17 protein-coding genes and 2 tRNA genes are annotated in these 14,755 nt (G+C 71.9%); 10 read left to right on the top strand and 9 right to left on the bottom strand.

The annotated features are described in order from the left end of the window. Positions 1 to 6: 6 nt before the first annotated feature. A complete protein-coding gene (locus tag AAD528_RS02400; protein WP_345750429.1) occupies positions 7 to 1,716 on the bottom strand; it encodes a long-chain-fatty-acid--CoA ligase in 1,710 nt (569 codons plus the stop codon). 58 nt (positions 1,717 to 1,774) lie between these two features. Between AAD528_RS02400 and gatC the strand changes: the two genes are divergently transcribed. The 7 genes from gatC to AAD528_RS02365 all read left to right on the top strand — a co-directional run bounded on the left by gatC (position 1,775) and on the right by AAD528_RS02365 (position 8,606). Further along, positions 1,775 to 2,074: an Asp-tRNA(Asn)/Glu-tRNA(Gln) amidotransferase subunit GatC gene (gene gatC, locus AAD528_RS02395; RefSeq protein ID WP_345750428.1), complete on the top strand. Its 300-nt coding sequence runs from the start codon at positions 1,775 to 1,777 to the stop codon at positions 2,072 to 2,074. After that, positions 2,071 to 3,585 (top strand): Asp-tRNA(Asn)/Glu-tRNA(Gln) amidotransferase subunit GatA, encoded by a 1,515-nt coding sequence (gene gatA / locus AAD528_RS02390; RefSeq protein WP_345750427.1) that lies wholly within the window; start codon positions 2,071 to 2,073, stop codon positions 3,583 to 3,585. The genes gatC and gatA overlap by 4 nt, the downstream gene beginning before the upstream one ends. Further along, a complete protein-coding gene (gatB, locus tag AAD528_RS02385) occupies positions 3,585 to 5,102 on the top strand; it encodes an Asp-tRNA(Asn)/Glu-tRNA(Gln) amidotransferase subunit GatB (protein WP_345750426.1) in 1,518 nt (505 codons plus the stop codon). Before gatA ends, gatB begins: the two co-directional genes overlap by 1 nt. 74 nt (positions 5,103 to 5,176) lie before the next feature. Continuing rightward, on the top strand, positions 5,177 to 6,304 hold the full coding sequence (locus AAD528_RS02380; protein ID WP_345750425.1) for a glycoside hydrolase family 3 N-terminal domain-containing protein: 1,128 nt from the start codon (positions 5,177 to 5,179) through the stop codon (positions 6,302 to 6,304). Between the two features lie 115 nt (positions 6,305 to 6,419). Next, complete coding sequence (gene dinB, locus AAD528_RS02375; protein ID WP_345750424.1) at positions 6,420 to 7,679, top strand: DNA polymerase IV; 1,260 nt, start codon at positions 6,420 to 6,422, stop codon at positions 7,677 to 7,679. 32 nt (positions 7,680 to 7,711) lie between these two features. Further along, positions 7,712 to 8,032 (top strand): hypothetical protein, encoded by a 321-nt coding sequence (locus tag AAD528_RS02370; protein ID WP_345750423.1) that lies wholly within the window; start codon positions 7,712 to 7,714, stop codon positions 8,030 to 8,032. Next, entirely contained in the window at positions 8,016 to 8,606 is a 591-nt protein-coding gene (locus tag AAD528_RS02365; protein ID WP_345750422.1) for a nucleoside/nucleotide kinase family protein, read from the top strand. Before AAD528_RS02370 ends, AAD528_RS02365 begins: the two co-directional genes overlap by 17 nt. On the opposite strand, the gene AAD528_RS02360 is transcribed toward AAD528_RS02365, so the two are convergent. The 6 genes from AAD528_RS02360 to AAD528_RS02335 form a co-directional block, all read right to left on the bottom strand. Then, positions 8,603 to 9,085, bottom strand: coding sequence for a DUF2017 family protein (locus AAD528_RS02360; RefSeq protein WP_345750421.1), 483 nt, complete (start codon positions 9,083 to 9,085; stop codon positions 8,603 to 8,605). The genes AAD528_RS02365 and AAD528_RS02360 overlap by 4 nt on opposite strands. Beyond that, positions 9,082 to 9,384: an ATP-dependent Clp protease adapter ClpS gene (gene clpS, locus AAD528_RS02355; RefSeq protein WP_375339564.1), complete on the bottom strand. Its 303-nt coding sequence runs from the start codon at positions 9,382 to 9,384 to the stop codon at positions 9,082 to 9,084. Before clpS ends, AAD528_RS02360 begins: the two co-directional genes overlap by 4 nt. Beyond that, positions 9,375 to 9,725, bottom strand: coding sequence for a metallopeptidase family protein (locus AAD528_RS02350; RefSeq protein ID WP_345750419.1), 351 nt, complete (start codon positions 9,723 to 9,725; stop codon positions 9,375 to 9,377). The genes clpS and AAD528_RS02350 overlap by 10 nt, the downstream gene beginning before the upstream one ends. A gap of 21 nt (positions 9,726 to 9,746) precedes the next feature. Then, positions 9,747 to 9,822 (bottom strand) — tRNA-His (locus AAD528_RS02345). Between the two features lie 39 nt (positions 9,823 to 9,861). Then, positions 9,862 to 10,488 (bottom strand): oligoribonuclease, encoded by a 627-nt coding sequence (gene orn / locus AAD528_RS02340; RefSeq protein WP_345750418.1) that lies wholly within the window; start codon positions 10,486 to 10,488, stop codon positions 9,862 to 9,864. Between the two features lie 48 nt (positions 10,489 to 10,536). Continuing rightward, positions 10,537 to 10,610, bottom strand: a tRNA-Arg gene (locus tag AAD528_RS02335). A gap of 629 nt (positions 10,611 to 11,239) precedes the next feature. On the opposite strand from AAD528_RS02335, the gene AAD528_RS02330 reads away from it, so the two are divergent. Continuing rightward, positions 11,240 to 11,452, top strand: coding sequence for a methyltransferase (locus AAD528_RS02330; protein ID WP_345750417.1), 213 nt, complete (start codon positions 11,240 to 11,242; stop codon positions 11,450 to 11,452). Between the two features lies 1 nt (position 11,453). On the opposite strand, the gene yczE is transcribed toward AAD528_RS02330, so the two are convergent. Continuing rightward, on the bottom strand, positions 11,454 to 12,227 hold the full coding sequence (gene yczE / locus AAD528_RS02325; protein ID WP_345750416.1) for a membrane protein YczE: 774 nt from the start codon (positions 12,225 to 12,227) through the stop codon (positions 11,454 to 11,456). A gap of 61 nt (positions 12,228 to 12,288) precedes the next feature. Between yczE and yczR the strand changes: the two genes are divergently transcribed. Further along, the gene (gene yczR, locus AAD528_RS02320; protein ID WP_345750415.1) at positions 12,289 to 13,722 is read left to right on the top strand and encodes a MocR-like transcription factor YczR; all 1,434 of its coding nucleotides are present in this window, start codon (positions 12,289 to 12,291) and stop codon (positions 13,720 to 13,722) included. A gap of 5 nt (positions 13,723 to 13,727) precedes the next feature. On the opposite strand, the gene AAD528_RS02315 is transcribed toward yczR, so the two are convergent. Beyond that, positions 13,728 to 13,994 carry a hypothetical protein gene (locus AAD528_RS02315; protein WP_345750414.1) on the bottom strand — a complete coding sequence of 89 codons (267 nt, stop codon included), beginning with the start codon at positions 13,992 to 13,994 and terminating at the stop codon, positions 13,728 to 13,730. Between the two features lie 122 nt (positions 13,995 to 14,116). Here AAD528_RS02315 and msrA point away from each other — a divergent pair, with 122 nt between their 5' ends. Continuing rightward, positions 14,117 to 14,659 carry a peptide-methionine (S)-S-oxide reductase MsrA gene (msrA, locus tag AAD528_RS02310; protein WP_345750413.1) on the top strand — a complete coding sequence of 181 codons (543 nt, stop codon included), beginning with the start codon at positions 14,117 to 14,119 and terminating at the stop codon, positions 14,657 to 14,659. The last annotated feature ends 96 nt before the right edge of the window (positions 14,660 to 14,755 follow it).

Genomic DNA, 14,755 nt, shown 5'->3' with positions numbered 1-14,755 from the left:
CCCCTGTCAGTCCGCCGGGGCGCTTGACGTGAGCTGCAGGATCTGCTCCTTGACCTGGCGGCGCAGCACCTTGCCGATCATCGACTTCGGCAGCTCGTCGACCACGAAGAGCCGCCGCGGCACCTTGTAGGGCGTCAGGACGTCGCGGACGTGCGCGCGCACGGCCTCGACGTCGATCTCCGCGCCGGCATCGGGAACGACGGCCGCGACGACCTCCTCGCCGCTGCGCGTGCTCGGCAGGCCCACGACGGCCGCGTCGGCGATGTCCGGGTGCTGGCGCAGGGCGTTCTCGACCTCGGTGGGTGCGACGTTGAAGCCGCCCGTGATGATGAGCTCCTTGATGCGGTCGACGATCCGGACGAAGCCGGTCTCGTCGATCGCGACGACGTCGCCCGTGCGGAACCAGCCGTCGACGAAGACCGCCTCGGTCTCCTCGGGCTTGCCGTAGTAGCCGCCGAACACCTGCGGGCCGCGCACCAGCAGCTCGCCCGGCTGGCCGGGCTCGACGTCGCGAGTCGGCTCGTCCGGGTCGACCACGCGGCACTCGGTGCCCGGCAGCGGCAGGCCGATGCTGCCGGCGACGCGATGCGGCGCGACCGGGTTGGCCATCAGCACCGGGGAGCACTCGCTCAGGCCGTAGCCCTCCACGAGGAAGCCGCCCGACTCCGCCTCGAACGGCTCGACGAGCTCCGCCGACAGCGCCATGGCGCCCGAGATCGCGATCTCGGTGCCGGCGAGCGAGGCGCCGCGCTCCTGGGCGCGCTTCAGCAGCCGCTCGGCGATGGGCGGCACGAGCGGAAGGAAGGTCGCGGGATGCTTCTTCGCGGCGTCGAGCACCATGTCGGGGTCGAACTTCGGGAACAGCACGAGCCGCGCGCCCATCGACATCGCAAACGTGAGGCACAGCGTCAGCCCGTACGCGTGGAACATCGGCAGCACCGCGTAGACGTTGGTGCCGAGGCCGCGCTTGATGGTCGGGACCCAGGCGCGGGCCTGCGCGGCGTTCGCGAGCAGGTTGCGATGCGTGAGCGCGGCGCCCTTCGGCGTCCCGGTCGTGCCGGAGGTGTACTGGATGATCGCGAGGTCGTCGGTGACGGGCCCGGGGTGCGAGGCGGGCAGCGGATCGGCCGCGATGAGCTCCTCCCACTGCACGGCTCCGCGGACCTTCTCGGTGAGCTGCTCACGCGACTCGCGGGCCTTGCGGATCGGCAGGTGCAGCGCCGCGCGCATCATCAGCGGCATGGCGCGCGTGACGTCGACCGACACGAGGGTCTTCACGGCGAGATCGGCAGGGAACTCCTGCACGGTCTTCACGACCTTGCTCCACACGATCGCGTGCTTGGCGCCGTGGTCCTCGAACTGCTTGCGCAGCTCGCGCGGCGTGTAGAGCGGGTTGTGCTCGACCGCCACGGCGCCGAGCCGCAGGATCGCGTAGAAGGCGATGATGTGCTGCGGGCAGTTCGGCAGGATGATCGCGACGGGGTCGCCCTTCCGCACGCCGCGCGCGTGGAGACCCGCCGCCGCGCGGTCGATCGCCGCGTTCAGCTCGGCGTAGCTCGTGGTGCGGCCGAAGAACTGCAGCGCCGGCGCGTCGCCGAATTCGCGACCGGAGGCGGCGACGAGGTCGGGAAGCGATCCCGTGATCTCGTCGAGGTCGGCGGGGACACCTGCGGCGTAGCTGGAGATCCAGGGGCGCGGCGGATCGTAGGTCGTCACGGCTTCAGCCTAAGCGCGGGCGCGGAGGAGCGCAGGCGCCACCACGTAGACTCGTACGGTGTCTGAAATCACCCCCGATGTCGTGCGCCATCTCGGTGTGCTCGCCCGGATCCAGCTGAGCGACGAGGAGGTGACCCGCCTGACCGGAGAGCTCGACGCGATCGTCGACAACATCGCCAAGGTCGCGCAGGTGGCCACTCCCGACGTCCCCGCGACGAGCCACCCGATCCCGATGCGGAACGTCTACCGGCCCGACGAGGTCGCCGAGACGCTGACGACGGCGCAGGCCCTGCAGAACGCGCCGGACGCCGACGGCTCGCGCTTCCGCGTGACCGCGATCCTGGGGGAGGAGCAGTGACCGATCTCACGCGCCTGAGCGCCGCCGACCTCGCCGCCAAGCTCGCGTCGCGCGAGATCTCGAGCGTCGAGGCCACCCAGGCCCACCTCGACCGCATCGCCGCCGTCGACGGCGACGTCCACGCGTTCCTGCACGTCTCCGACCGCGCGCTCGACGTCGCGGCCGACGTCGACCGCCGCCGCGCGGCGGGCGAGCAGCTCGGACCGGTCGCGGGCGTGCCGCTCGCGATCAAGGACGTGCTCGTCACGACCGACATGCCCTCCACGTCCGGATCGAAGATCCTCGAGGGCTACATGTCGCCCTTCGACGCGACGGTCGTGGCGCGCTCCCGGGCCGCCGACCTCGTGCCGCTCGGGAAGACCAACATGGACGAGTTCGCGATGGGCTCCTCGACCGAGCACTCGGCGTACGGGCCCACGCGCAACCCCTGGGACCTCGACCGCATCCCCGGCGGCTCGGGCGGCGGCTCCGCCGCGGCCGTGGCCGCCTTCGAGGCGCCGCTCGCCCTCGGATCGGACACCGGCGGATCCATCCGCCAGCCCGCGCACGTGACCGGCACGGTCGGCGTCAAGCCGACGTACGGCGGCGTCAGCCGCTACGGCGCGATCGCACTCGCCTCGAGCCTCGACCAGGTCGGCCCCGTGACGCGCACCGTGCTCGACGCGGGTCTGCTGCACGACGTCGTCGCGGGACACGACATCCACGACGCGACGTCGATCCCGGAGGCGTGGCCGTCGTTCGCCGAGGCCGCCCGCGAGGGCGCGCGCGGCGACGTGCTCAAGGGCCTCAAGGTCGGCGTCGTGAAGGAGCTGCCGGACAGCGGTTTCCAGCCGGGCGTGGCGTCGTCGTTCCGCGACGCGCTCGCGAAGCTCGAGGCGCAGGGCGCCGAGATCGTCGAGATCAGCGCGCCCCACTTCGAGTACGCCGTGGCGGCCTATTACCTGATCCTCCCGGCGGAGGCGTCGAGCAACCTCGCGAAGTTCGACTCCGTGCGGTTCGGGATGCGCCTGGACGTGCCCGGCGGCACGGTCGAGGACGTCATGTCGGCCACGCGCGACGCGGGCTTCGGACCCGAGGTGAAGCGCCGCATCATCCTCGGCACCTACGCGCTGTCGGCCGGCTACTACGACGCGTACTACGGCAGCGCGCAGAAGGTGCGCACGCTCATCCAGCGCGACTTCGACGAGGCGTTCGCGTCGGTCGACGTCATCGCCACGCCGTCCGCGCCGACCACGGCGTTCAAGCTCGGCGAGAAGATCGACGATCCGCTGTCGATGTACCTCAACGACCTGACGACCATCCCGGCGAACCTGGCCGGCGTGCCCGGCATCTCGGTGCCCTCGGGCCTCGCTGTCGAGGACGGGCTGCCGGTGGGCATCCAGTTCCTGGCGCCCGCCCGCGAGGACGCGCGTCTGTACCGCGTCGGCGCCGCGCTCGAGGCGCTGCTCGTCGACGAGTGGGGCGGATCGATCCTGGATCGCGCACCGGAGCTGAAGGGAGCGGCCCGCTGATGGCGACCGCGAAGCTGATGGACTTCGACAAGGCGCTCGAGCTGTTCGAGCCCGTGATCGGGCTCGAGGTGCACGTCGAACTCAACACGCGGACCAAGATGTTCTCGCCGGCGGCCAACCCCGCCCACGAGGACAATCACGACGCCGAGCCGAACACGCTGGTCGCGCCGGTCGACATGGGGCTTCCCGGCTCGATGCCCACCGTGAACGCGGAGGCGATCCGCTCCTCGATCAGCCTGGGCCTCGCGCTCGGCTGCTCCATCGCGCCGTCGAGCCGGTTCGCGCGGAAGAACTACTTCTACCCGGATCTCGGCAAGAACTACCAGATCAGCCAGTACGACGAGCCCATCGCGTTCGAGGGCCAGGTGGAGGTCGAGCTCACCGACGGCGAGATCATCACCATCCCGATCGAGCGCGCGCACATGGAGGAGGACGCCGGCAAGCTCACGCACGTCGGCGGCGCCACGGGCCGCATCCAGGGCGCGGAGTACTCGCTGGTCGACTACAACCGGGCGGGCGTGCCGCTGGTCGAGATCGTCACCAAGCCGGTCTTCGGCACCGAGCACCGCGCGCCCGAGGTGGCCAAGGCGTACCTCGCCACCATCCGCGACATCGTGATCGGACTGGGGATCTCCGAGGCGCGGATGGAGCGCGGCAACCTGCGCTGCGACGCCAACGTGTCGCTGCGCCCGCGCGGTGCCTCCACGCTCGGCACCCGCACGGAGACCAAGAACGTCAACTCGATGCGCTCCGTGGAGCGCGCCGTGCGGTACGAGATCCAGCGCCAGGCGCAGATCCTCGCCGACGGCGGCGCGATCATCCAGGAGACGCGTCACTGGCACGAGGACACCGGCACGACCTCGCCCGGCCGTCCGAAGTCGGACGCCGACGACTACCGGTACTTCCCGGAGCCCGACCTGCTTCCGGTCGAGCCCAGCCTCGAGCTGATCGAGGAGCTGCGCGCCGCGCTGCCCGAGCCGCCGGCCACGCGCCGTCGCCGTCTGAAGGCCGACTGGGGCTTCACCGATCTCGAGTTCCAGGACGTCGCCAACGGCGGCCTGCTGGCCGAGGTCGAGGCGACGATCGCCGCGGGCGCGACCCCGGGCGCCGCGCGCAAGTGGTGGACGGGCGAGATAAGCCGCGTCGCGAACGCCGAGGGCCGCGAGCCCGCCGAGCTGGTGTCGCCCGAGAACGTCGCGGCCCTGCAGGCGCTCATCGACGCCGGCACCCTGACGGACAAGCTCGCCCGCCAGGTGCTCGAGGGCGTCATCGCGGGCGAGGGCACGCCGCAGGACGTCGTGGATGCGCGCGGCCTCGCCGTCGTGTCGGACGACGGCGCCCTGATCGCCGCGATCGACGAGGCCCTCGCGGCGCAGCCCGACGTGCTCGAGAAGATCCGCGAAGGCAAGGTGCAGGCCGCGGGCGCCGTGATCGGCGCCGTCATGAAGGCCATGAAGGGCCAGGCGGACGCCGCCCGCGTGCGCGAGCTGATCCTGGAGCGTGCCGGGCAGTCGTGATGTTCCGCGGTGACCGAGGCCGGTCCGCGTGGCTCTTCGCCGCGCTGGCCGGCCCTCTCCTGTGCGGCGCCGTCGTGTCCGCCTCGCCTGCGGCGACGGCTGTGGAGCCGGCGACCGCGGCGCCCGCGCGTGGCATGGCGGCGCCCGCGTCCCGCGATGCCGTGGCGGCCGCGGTCGCGACGGAGATCGTCGACGGCATGTCCACGGCCGAGCGCGCGTCGGCGGTCGTGATGGGCAACATCGGAGGGACGGATCCGCGCGCGCTCGGCTCGTATGTGGGCGACGCGCGCCTGGGCGGCTTCATCCTGATGGGCTCGAACGTGCCGGAGAGCGAGCGCGAGCTGCGCCGCGTGACCGACGCGCTCGACGGCGCCGACGGAGCCCTGCCGCCGCTCGTGGCGGTGGACGAGGAGGGCGGCACCGTCACGCGTCTGCCGTGGGACGACGGGCCCGCGGGGGCCGAGCTGCAGGGCCGGGCGCCGGGCGCGGCCGAGGCGGCGTTCGACGAGCGGGGCCGGCTGCTGCGCGAGGCCGGCATCAGCACCAACTTCGGCGTGGTCGCGGACGTCGGCACGCGCACGAGCGGGTTCATCCGCCCGCGCACGCTCGGCGGCGACCCGGATGCGGCGGCCGAGCGCGTCGCGGCGGCGGTCGAGGGCGAGCGGACGCACGCGTTCTCGACCCTCAAGCACTTCCCGGGCCACGGCGCGGCGGCCGGCGACTCGCACAGCGCGATCCCGGAGACCTCGATGCCGCTGGGCGAGTGGCGCGCGGAGCATGCGCCGCCGTTCGAGGCGGGGATCGCGGCGGGCGCCGAGCTCGTGATGTCCGGGCACCTGCGCTTCACCGACGTCGACGACGCGCCGGCCTCGCTGTCGCCCGCGTGGTACCGGATCCTGCGGCACGACCTCCACTTCCGGGGTGTCGCGATCACGGACGATCTCGGGATGCTGCTGTCGTCGGGCGACGCGCGGTACGCGGATCCGGTCCGCAACGCCGTCGACGCGATCTCGGCCGGCGCCGACATGGCGCTGATGGTCGCCGGCGCGGATGCCGGCACCGCCGGAGCCATGGCGGACGGCATCGAGGCGGCCGCCGAGTCGGGCGAGCTGGAGCCCGCGCGTCTCGAGGAGGCCGCGACGCGTGTCGTCTCCCTGCGCGTGATCGCCTCGGGCCTCCTGGATGACCCCGCGTTCGACTGATTCTGACAACACGTCCTCTCCCCGAGGACACGTCTGATCTGGGCAGATCTCGCATGTCGTCGCCGAGAGGACGTGTTCTGAAGAGGATGTCCGACGCCCCTGGGAGAATGGATCCATGGGACGAGCGGACGGGTCGGGGCGCATCGTGTCGCCCGCCGACGCGGACGACTCGGGCACGGGCATCCTGCACGTAGACATGGACGCGTTCTACGCGTCGGTGGAGGTGCTCGACGATCCGTCGCTGAGGGGCAGGCCGATCGTGATCGGCGCGCCGGAGGGGCGGTCCGTGGTGTCCAGCGCGTCGTACGAGGCGCGCCGGTTCGGCGTTCGGTCGGCGATGCCCATGGCGCACGCGCTTCGGCTGTGCCCGCAGGCGATCGTGGTGCTGCCGCACTTCGACCGCTACCAGGCGGTGTCGGCGCAGGTCATGGACGTGTTCCGCAGCTTCACGCCCCTGGTCGAGCCGCTGTCGATCGACGAGGCGTTCCTGGATGTGCGCGGCGCGCGCCGGCTGTGGGGGAGCCCCGGCCGGATCGCCCGGCTGATCCGCGAGCGCATCGCGGCGGAGGTGGGCATAACCGCGAGCGTGGGCGTGGCCGCCACGAAGCACGTCGCGAAGATGGCGTCGACGATGTCCAAGCCCGACGGCCTGCTGATCGTCCCCGGCGACCGCACGCAGGAGTTCCTCGACCCGAAGCCCGTGCGCGCGATCTGGGGCGTCGGCCCGATGGCCGCCGAGGCGCTGGAGTCCCGCGCGATCCGCACCATCGGCGACGTGCGGCAGACGCCGCCGCACGTGCTCGAGCGCATCGTCGGGCCCGCGGGCGCCGAGCGGCTCGCCCAGCTCGCCCGCGGCATCGACGCGCGCGAGGTGGAGACGACCCGCGCCGAGAAGAGCATCGGGCACGAGGAGACGTTCGAGACCGACGTCGCGGACGTCGAGCTGCTGCGCGCCGAGCTGCTGCGGCTGTCCGACCGCGTCGCCGTGCGCCTGCGACGCGCGGGGTTCGAGGCCGCCGGCGTGGCCATCAAGGTGCGCTTCTCCGACTTCTCGACCATCACGCGCTCCGCGACGCTGCCGGATCCGTCCGCCGTCGGGCAGCGGATCGGCGAGGCCTCGCGCGAACTGCTCGCCGGCGTCGACCTGCGCCTGCCGGTGCGCCTGATCGGCGTGCGCGCGGAGCGCCTGCGTCCCGCCGGATCCGGTGGCGTCGCGCTGTGGGACGACGATCAGGACTGGAAGCGCGTCGAGGGCACGCTCGACGACGCCCTCGCGCGCTTCGGCAAGGGCGCCGTGACGCGCGCGGCGTTCCTCGGCCGCGCCGAGAGCCGGCACCTGCCGTCGCACCCGCGTCCGCCGGCGGATTCGGACTGACGGGCGCGAGCGATCGTGGGTACGGTGGTCGCATGCCCAACATCGCACTCGAACTCGGCAAGATCTCCGCGAGCGTCGGCGTCAACAGCGCCTATGGCGAGCAGCAGGAGGTCGACGGCGTGCGCATCATCCCCGTCGCCGCGACCTGGAGTGGCTTCGGCGGTGGATCCGAGCCCTCCGGCGGCGAGGGCGGCGGCGGCGGCGGATTCACCGTGCCGCTCGGCGCGTACGTGCGCCGCGGCGACACCCTGACGTTCGAGCCGAACCTGGTCTCGCTGCTGGCCGTCGCCATCCCCTTCGTGTGGGTGGCCGGCAGAGCGCTCGCGCGCATCGTCCGTGCCCTCAAGAAGTAGCGCGCCGGATCCGTTCGCCGAAGCACTCGACGCCGCGGCCGCGTCGCTGGCGGCTGCCGTCGCGCGTCTCGACATCGTGGCGCCTGCCCTCGTGATCGACGGCCGCAGCGGCGGCGGCAAGACCACGCTCGCGCGGCGGCTCGCCGCAGACTGGCCCCGGATGGGGGAGGAGCCTCAGCTCGTGGCCCTCGACTCGTTCTACCCGGGATGGGACGGCTTGGCCGAGGGGACGCGGCTGACGCGCGAGTGGCTTCTCGCGCCGCACGCGGCCGGGATCGCGGCGCGCTGGCGCCGGTTCGACTGGGACGTCCAGGCCTTCGCCGAGGAGCACGTCGTGGCACCCCAGCGTCCGCTCATCGTCGAGGGATCGGGCGCGCTCACTCCCGCGGCGCGCCCGCTCGTGCAGCTCGCGGTGTGGGTGGATGCGCCGCGGGAGTCCCGGCGTGCCCGCGCGCTCGAGCGTGACGGCGATACATACGCGCCGCACTGGCAGCGCTGGGCGGCGCAGGAGGAATCCCACATCGCCGCGCACGATCCGCGGGGGCTCGCGGATCTCGTCTTCGACCTGCCCTAGAGATCCCGCTCGGCGGCCTGCACGAGGCCCTCCAGGCGATACCCGAGCCATTCGTAGACGCCGTAGCGAGGATCCTCGTCCGGGCCGGCCCGGTCTTCGTCCTCGTCGACGATGCCGAGGCGGCTGGCGATCACGAGGCGCACGGCGGCGAGCGTGCGCAGCCACGCCTCGACCTGCTCCGCCGCCAGCGACACCTCCACGGGCGCGAGGTCGTCGCCCGCCTGGTCGATGCCGGCGAGGCCGTCGAGCACGACGCGCGCGTCCTGCGCGCGGCGGCGCAGCAGGTCGGCGCGGGTGACGGCACGGAACTCGCGCGAGGCATCCGGATCCTCCGGATACACGTCGGGCGTGAGGCGCTCGATCGCGGGATCCGGTGTCGCTGGGGTGCCGTCGACGAGCTCGGCGAACTGGCGCACGAGGTCGGCGAGGTGCACGGCCTCGATGCGAGTGAGGGCGAGCAGGACGGCGCGGTCGGTCATGCGGATGCCCTCCGGACCGTGGCCCACAGGCCGTAGTCGTGCATCGCCTGGGCGTGCAGCTCCATCTGCTCGCGCGCACCCTCGGCGACGATCGCGTGGCCGTCGTTGTGCACGGCGAGCATCAGCTCGGTCGCGCGGTCGAGGCTATAGCCGAAGTACTCGCGGAAGACGCGCACGACATAGCTCATCAGGTTCACCGGATCGTTCCACACGACGGTCTGCCACGGGACGTCGGGGTCGATGCGCTCGTCGAGCCGGGCGGCCTCGTCGAGGTCGGGGATCGCGGTGCTCATGCCCATCCCAGCTCGTGCAGGCGCTCGTCGTCGATCCCGTAGAAGTGGGCGATCTCGTGCACCAGGGTCGTGTGGATCTCGTCGCGCAGGTCGTCCTCCGTCTCGCACTGGGCGAGATGCGGGTCCCGATACAGGATGATTCGGTCCGGCAGCTCGCCGAGTCCGTAGCGGTCGCGCTCGGTCAGCGCGAGCCCGTCGTACAGGCCGAGCAGATCGAGCGATCCGTCTTCCGGCCGATCCTCGACGACGAACACGACGTTGTCCAGCCCGTCCACCATGTCGTCGGGAAGGCGATCGAGCTCGTCGATCACGAGCCGCTCGAACGCTTCGGCGTCCATGTCGATCATCGGATCACCCGGCGGATTCATTGGGGTGGCTGACGGGGCTTGAACCCGCGACCCCCGCGACCACAACGCGGTGCTCTACCAGCTGAGCTACAGCCACCGTGGCCCCCGATCGCTCGGGGACAACCTCTTCATTCTGTCACACTTCCGCGGTGAACGACGACACGACCGAGGACGCGATGGCGCGCGCCGCGTCGCTCGTGGGGCCGGGTTCGGCGACGAACACGGCGCGACGGTAGTACTCGAGTTCGCGGATCGATTCGAGGATGTCGGCGAGCGCACGGTGCCCGCCGTCCTTCGCCGGAGCGTGGATGTACGCCCGGGGGAACCAGCGGCGCGACAGCTCCTTCACGCTCGACACGTCCACGCTGCGGTAATGCAGGTGGGTGTCGACCTCGGGCATGTACTTGGCGAGGAACATCCGGTCGGTGCCGATCGTGTTACCGGCCAGCGGAGCCTTGCGCACCTGGGGCGCGAACCGGCGGATGTACTCGAGCGACAGCCGCTGCGCCTCCTCGAGCGAGACGCCGCCGTCCAGCTCCTCGAGCAGACCGGACTTGCGGTGCATCTCGGTGACGAACTCGCCCATGTGATCCCGCGCGGCCTGCGACGGCTTGATGACGACCTGGAATCCCGGGTCGAGGATCCGCAGCTCGAAGTCGGTCACGACGATCGCGATCTCGACCAGCTCGTCGACCGTGAGGTCGAGGCCCGTCATCTCGCAGTCGATCCAGACGAGCCGGTCGTTCTCGGAGGCGCCTACCATGCCCTCCAGCCTAACGACGGGCGAGGACACGGTCCGACCAGCGGAATGTCCCCCAAGTAGGATTCGAACCTACGACCGTTGGATTAGAAGTCCAATGCTCTGTCCAGCTGAGCTATTGGGGGTCTCGGTCCAGATTACTCCGCCTGCCCTTCGTGCCCTGCGTTGGGCGCTGTGCGGTCGCCCTTGGCGGCGCGCAACTCGCGCGCGTACTGCCGGCGCCTGTCTGCACACAGCTCGCATGCGCAGCCGCGGCGCCCTTTCGTACCGCCGCCGTGTGGCACGAAGAATCGGGAGGCCGGTGGAGGCGGAGGTATCTCGACGCCTTCTCCCAGAAGGTGCTTGCGATGGCTTGCTCGCTTGGCGGTGCGTCGTCGATGGCAGTTCGCGCACACCACTTCGCACTTGTCGATCTCGGCCTTGATCGTCCCCCAGGCTCTCGTGGACCCTGTCACCGCTCGCGCGACGTCGAAATGCTTGTCCGCGCCGGGAAGATGGTCGAAATCCAACACGACGAGGTCGGACTCGCCGCAGTCGACGCACGGGTGCTCCCTCAGATACTCGATGACGCGGTGGAAGTTCCGTTGTCGGTGCAGGTCCTGCAACTCGTACCTGCGCTCTCTGGATATCACCATGAGTCGGACATTAGAACATACCTCCGACATCGTCGGGGACCCGCGATCAGCCCCCTGTCAAGGCCTTCCCGGCGGTGGATGCCGGGCGTAGCGTGCGAGGCGGACGGAAGGAGTCGACGATGACGACGACGCACACACGGCGCCTGTACGTGGCCTACGGGCCGGCCGGCGCGGTCGGGACGGTCCGCGAGGTCGAGGACGGCGTGTACGCCGTGACGATGGCGGGAGCGGACGCGCCGCTGGGACAGTACGACGGCCTCGAGATCGCGAAGAACGCGCTGGTGTCGCACCTGAAGCCCGGGTCGGAGCGGCCGGAGTTCCGGCAGCACTGACTCAGGCGGTCGCCGTCATCGGCCCCGTCGGCGACGGCGCGGGCCTGCGCGTGTCGAGCAGGCGCAGCGCGAGGTCGACGCATGGCCCGATCAGGACGGCGAAGGCGAGCGTGCCCCAGCCGACCGTGCCGCCGAGCAGCCAGCCCAGCGCGAGCACGGTGAGCTCCACGGTGGCGCGCGCTCCCCAGACGGGCCAGCCGAGCCGACGATGCAGCCCGGTCATGAGTCCGTCGCGCGGCCCGGTCCCGAACTGCGCTCCGATGTAGAGACCCGAAGCGAGCCCGACGAGCACGATGCCGCCGAGGAGCCCGGCGATCCGCCACCACACGCCCTCCATGGGCGGCAGGGCGTCCAGGGCGACCTGCAGCGCCGTGCCGACGATCAGGATGTTCAGCACGGTGCCGAGCCCCGGCTTCTGGCGCAGCGGGATCCAGGCGAGCAGCACGAGCACGCCGAGCAGGTTCGTGACCCATCCGACGCCGATCCCGGTGTGCAGCGAGATCCCCTGCGCGAGCACCGTCCATGGGTCGAGGCCGAGGCCGGCCTCGACCGTCAGCGCCGTGCCGACGCCGAAGAGCGGCAGGCCGAGCAGCAGCTGGATGACGCGGCGACGCATCTGCGATCGGTCTTCGGTGCCGGGGGAGCGGCGGGGTGCGCGGCGTGGATCCGTGGGGATCGCGCGGTATCCGTCGCGGACCACCTCGCGCACCGTCGCGCCGATGGCGAGGCAGCTGAGCAGTCCGATCGCGGCGAGCACGGTGACGAGGTGGATCATGCGAGAAGTCCACACCGGAATTGGACTGTGACCAAGAGTCCAATATGGCTAGAGTGGCTCCATGGTGGACTCCCGACTCTCTGCTCGCGCGCTCGACGTGCTCCTCGGACCGTGGCGCACGCGCGAGCCGGCGTACGAGGCGCTGGCGGACGCGATCCGGCTCCTCTGCCTGGACAACCGGATCGCGCCGCGCACCGCGCTGCCGGCCGAGCGCGAGCTCGCGGCACGACTCGGCCTGAGCCGCACGACCGTCGCGGCCGCGTACCGCAGCCTGCGCGCCTCGGGTCACATCGAGAGCGTCCGCGGCTCGGGCAGCATCACGCGCCCGCTCGGTCGCCGGGACCTCGGACGCGTGGCTGGCGACGAGCAGTCGATCGACCTGCAGCAGGCCAGCCCCGCCGCCTGGCCCGGCCTCGCCGCCGTGTACGCCGAGGCGGCCATGGATGCGCCCTCGGTCGTGGCGCGCGCGGGCTACGACGTCTCCGGGCGACGCGGGCTGCGCGAGGCGATCGCGCGACGATACGCCGAGCGCGGCCTGCCGACGGATCCGTCGCAGATCATGATCACGAACGGCGCGCAGAGCGCGATCTCGCTGCTCGCGACGCTGCTGGTCGCGCGCGGCGACCGCGTCCTGCTCGAGACGCCCACCTACCCTCACGCTGCCGAGGCGTTCGCACGGCAGGGTGCGCGACTCGTGGGCGTGCCGGTGGTCGGCGGGGCCGGCTGGGATCTGGAGCGCGCCGAGCACGCCATCCTGCGCTCGCGCCCCAGCGCGCTGTATCTCATGCCCGACTTCCACAACCCCACCGGCGAGTCGATGTCGCTCGAGACGCGGGTGCGGATCGCGGATCTCGCGCGCTCGGTCGGCGCGCTCGTGATCGTCGACGAGACGACGGCGGAGCTGGGCGTCGACCGCGTGATCTCTCCGGTGCCGTTCGCGGCGGCGACGGGCGGCGACGGGGTCGTGACGCTCGGGTCGCTCGGGAAGACGGTGTGGGGCGGGCTACGGATCGGGTGGGTGCGCGCCGACGTCGACATGATCCGCCGGCTGACCGCGGCGCGGCCGGCGACCGATCTCGGCACGCCCGAGTTCGAGCAGGCGGTCGCCGAGCGGCTGATGCCCGCGATGCCGGAGATCCTCGCGCAGCGCTCGGCGCTGCTGCGCGCCGGGCGCGATACCGTGGTGGGCGTGCTGCGCCGCGAGGTGCCGGAGTGGGACGTGCCGGAGGTGCCGGGAGGCGTCGCCCTCTGGATGGGGATCGGGGCGCCGAAGAGCTCGGCGCTCACGCTCGCGGCGCGCCGTCGGGGCCTGCTGCTCTCGGCCGGACCTCGGTTCTCGGTCGGCGGCGGACACGAGCGGCACATCCGCGTGCCGTTCACCGCACCCGCGCCCGTCCTGGAGCGCGCCGCCGCGCTGCTGGTCGACGCGTGGCACGACGTGGCCGACATGCGCTTCGAGACGGGGGAGACGGTCCCGCTCGACGCGGTGGTCTGAGGTCGTCAACCCCGCAGGCTCGCGACGGCCTCATCCGCCGACCAGAACTCGCCGACCTCCAGGAAACGGCCCGTCGCCAGGTGCAGGCGCTCGGCGCGGAAGCGCATCCCGAGCGGGTTCTCGAGCACGCGGAGGTGGCCGATGACCCTGCCGTCGCGCGCCACCACGCGCCAGAGCGCGCCGCCGGCGCGGACCAGCGTCTCGCGTCCCCGGATCGGCGGCGCGGCGACGGGGATCTCGGGAACGACGGCGGGATGTGCGGTGTCGTGCATGATGTGGGCTCCTCTCCGCACCCGACGCTACGAGGGGCCACCGACATCGCCGCGACGCGGCCCGCACCCCCGGGGCCGCGTAGCGTTGAGCCATGCCGCGGAAGCGGCGAGAGGAGCACGACATGGAGACCTACGTTCTGGCCGGCGGCTGCTTCTGGTGCCTCGACGCGGCGTACCGCGCCCTGCGAGGTGTCGAGAGCGTCGTGTCGGGCTACACGGGCGGAATCGCCCCGCACCCGACCTACGAGCAGGTCTGCACCGGCGCCACAGGCCACGCCGAGGCCGTCAAGGTCACCTTCGACCCCGAGGTGATCCCGGCTGACGTCATCCTGGACGCGTTCTTCACCATGCACGACCCGCGCCAGCTCAACCACCAGGGGGCGGACACCGGCACGCAGTACCGCTCGGCCATGTTCCCCGCGGACGACGCGCAGCGCGAGCTGTTCGAGCAGGCCCGCGAGCGTGCGGCGGACATCTGGGACGCGCCGATCGGCGAGACCGAGGGCGCGGTCGTCACGACGATGGAGCCGCTGCGCGAGTACTACGACGCCGAGGACTACCACCAGGACTTCTTCGCGAAGAACCCCCACCAGGGCTACTGCCTGGCGGTCGCCGTGCCGAAGGTGAACAAGGTGCGCGCCCGCTTCGCGGAGTACGTCGCCTGACGGCAGGCTCGTCCACAGCCGACCGGATCGCTCTCATCCCTCCCGGATGGGGGCGATCCGCGTTCTCGGGGTCCCGCACGCGTCACAGTCGTCTCG

The organism is Microbacterium rhizophilum (genome assembly GCF_039605615.1).
GTDB lineage: Bacteria > Actinomycetota > Actinomycetes > Actinomycetales > Microbacteriaceae > Microbacterium > Microbacterium rhizophilus.
Note: the sequence above shows the minus strand (reverse complement) of the source record. Positions and strands in the feature narration are given on the sequence as shown.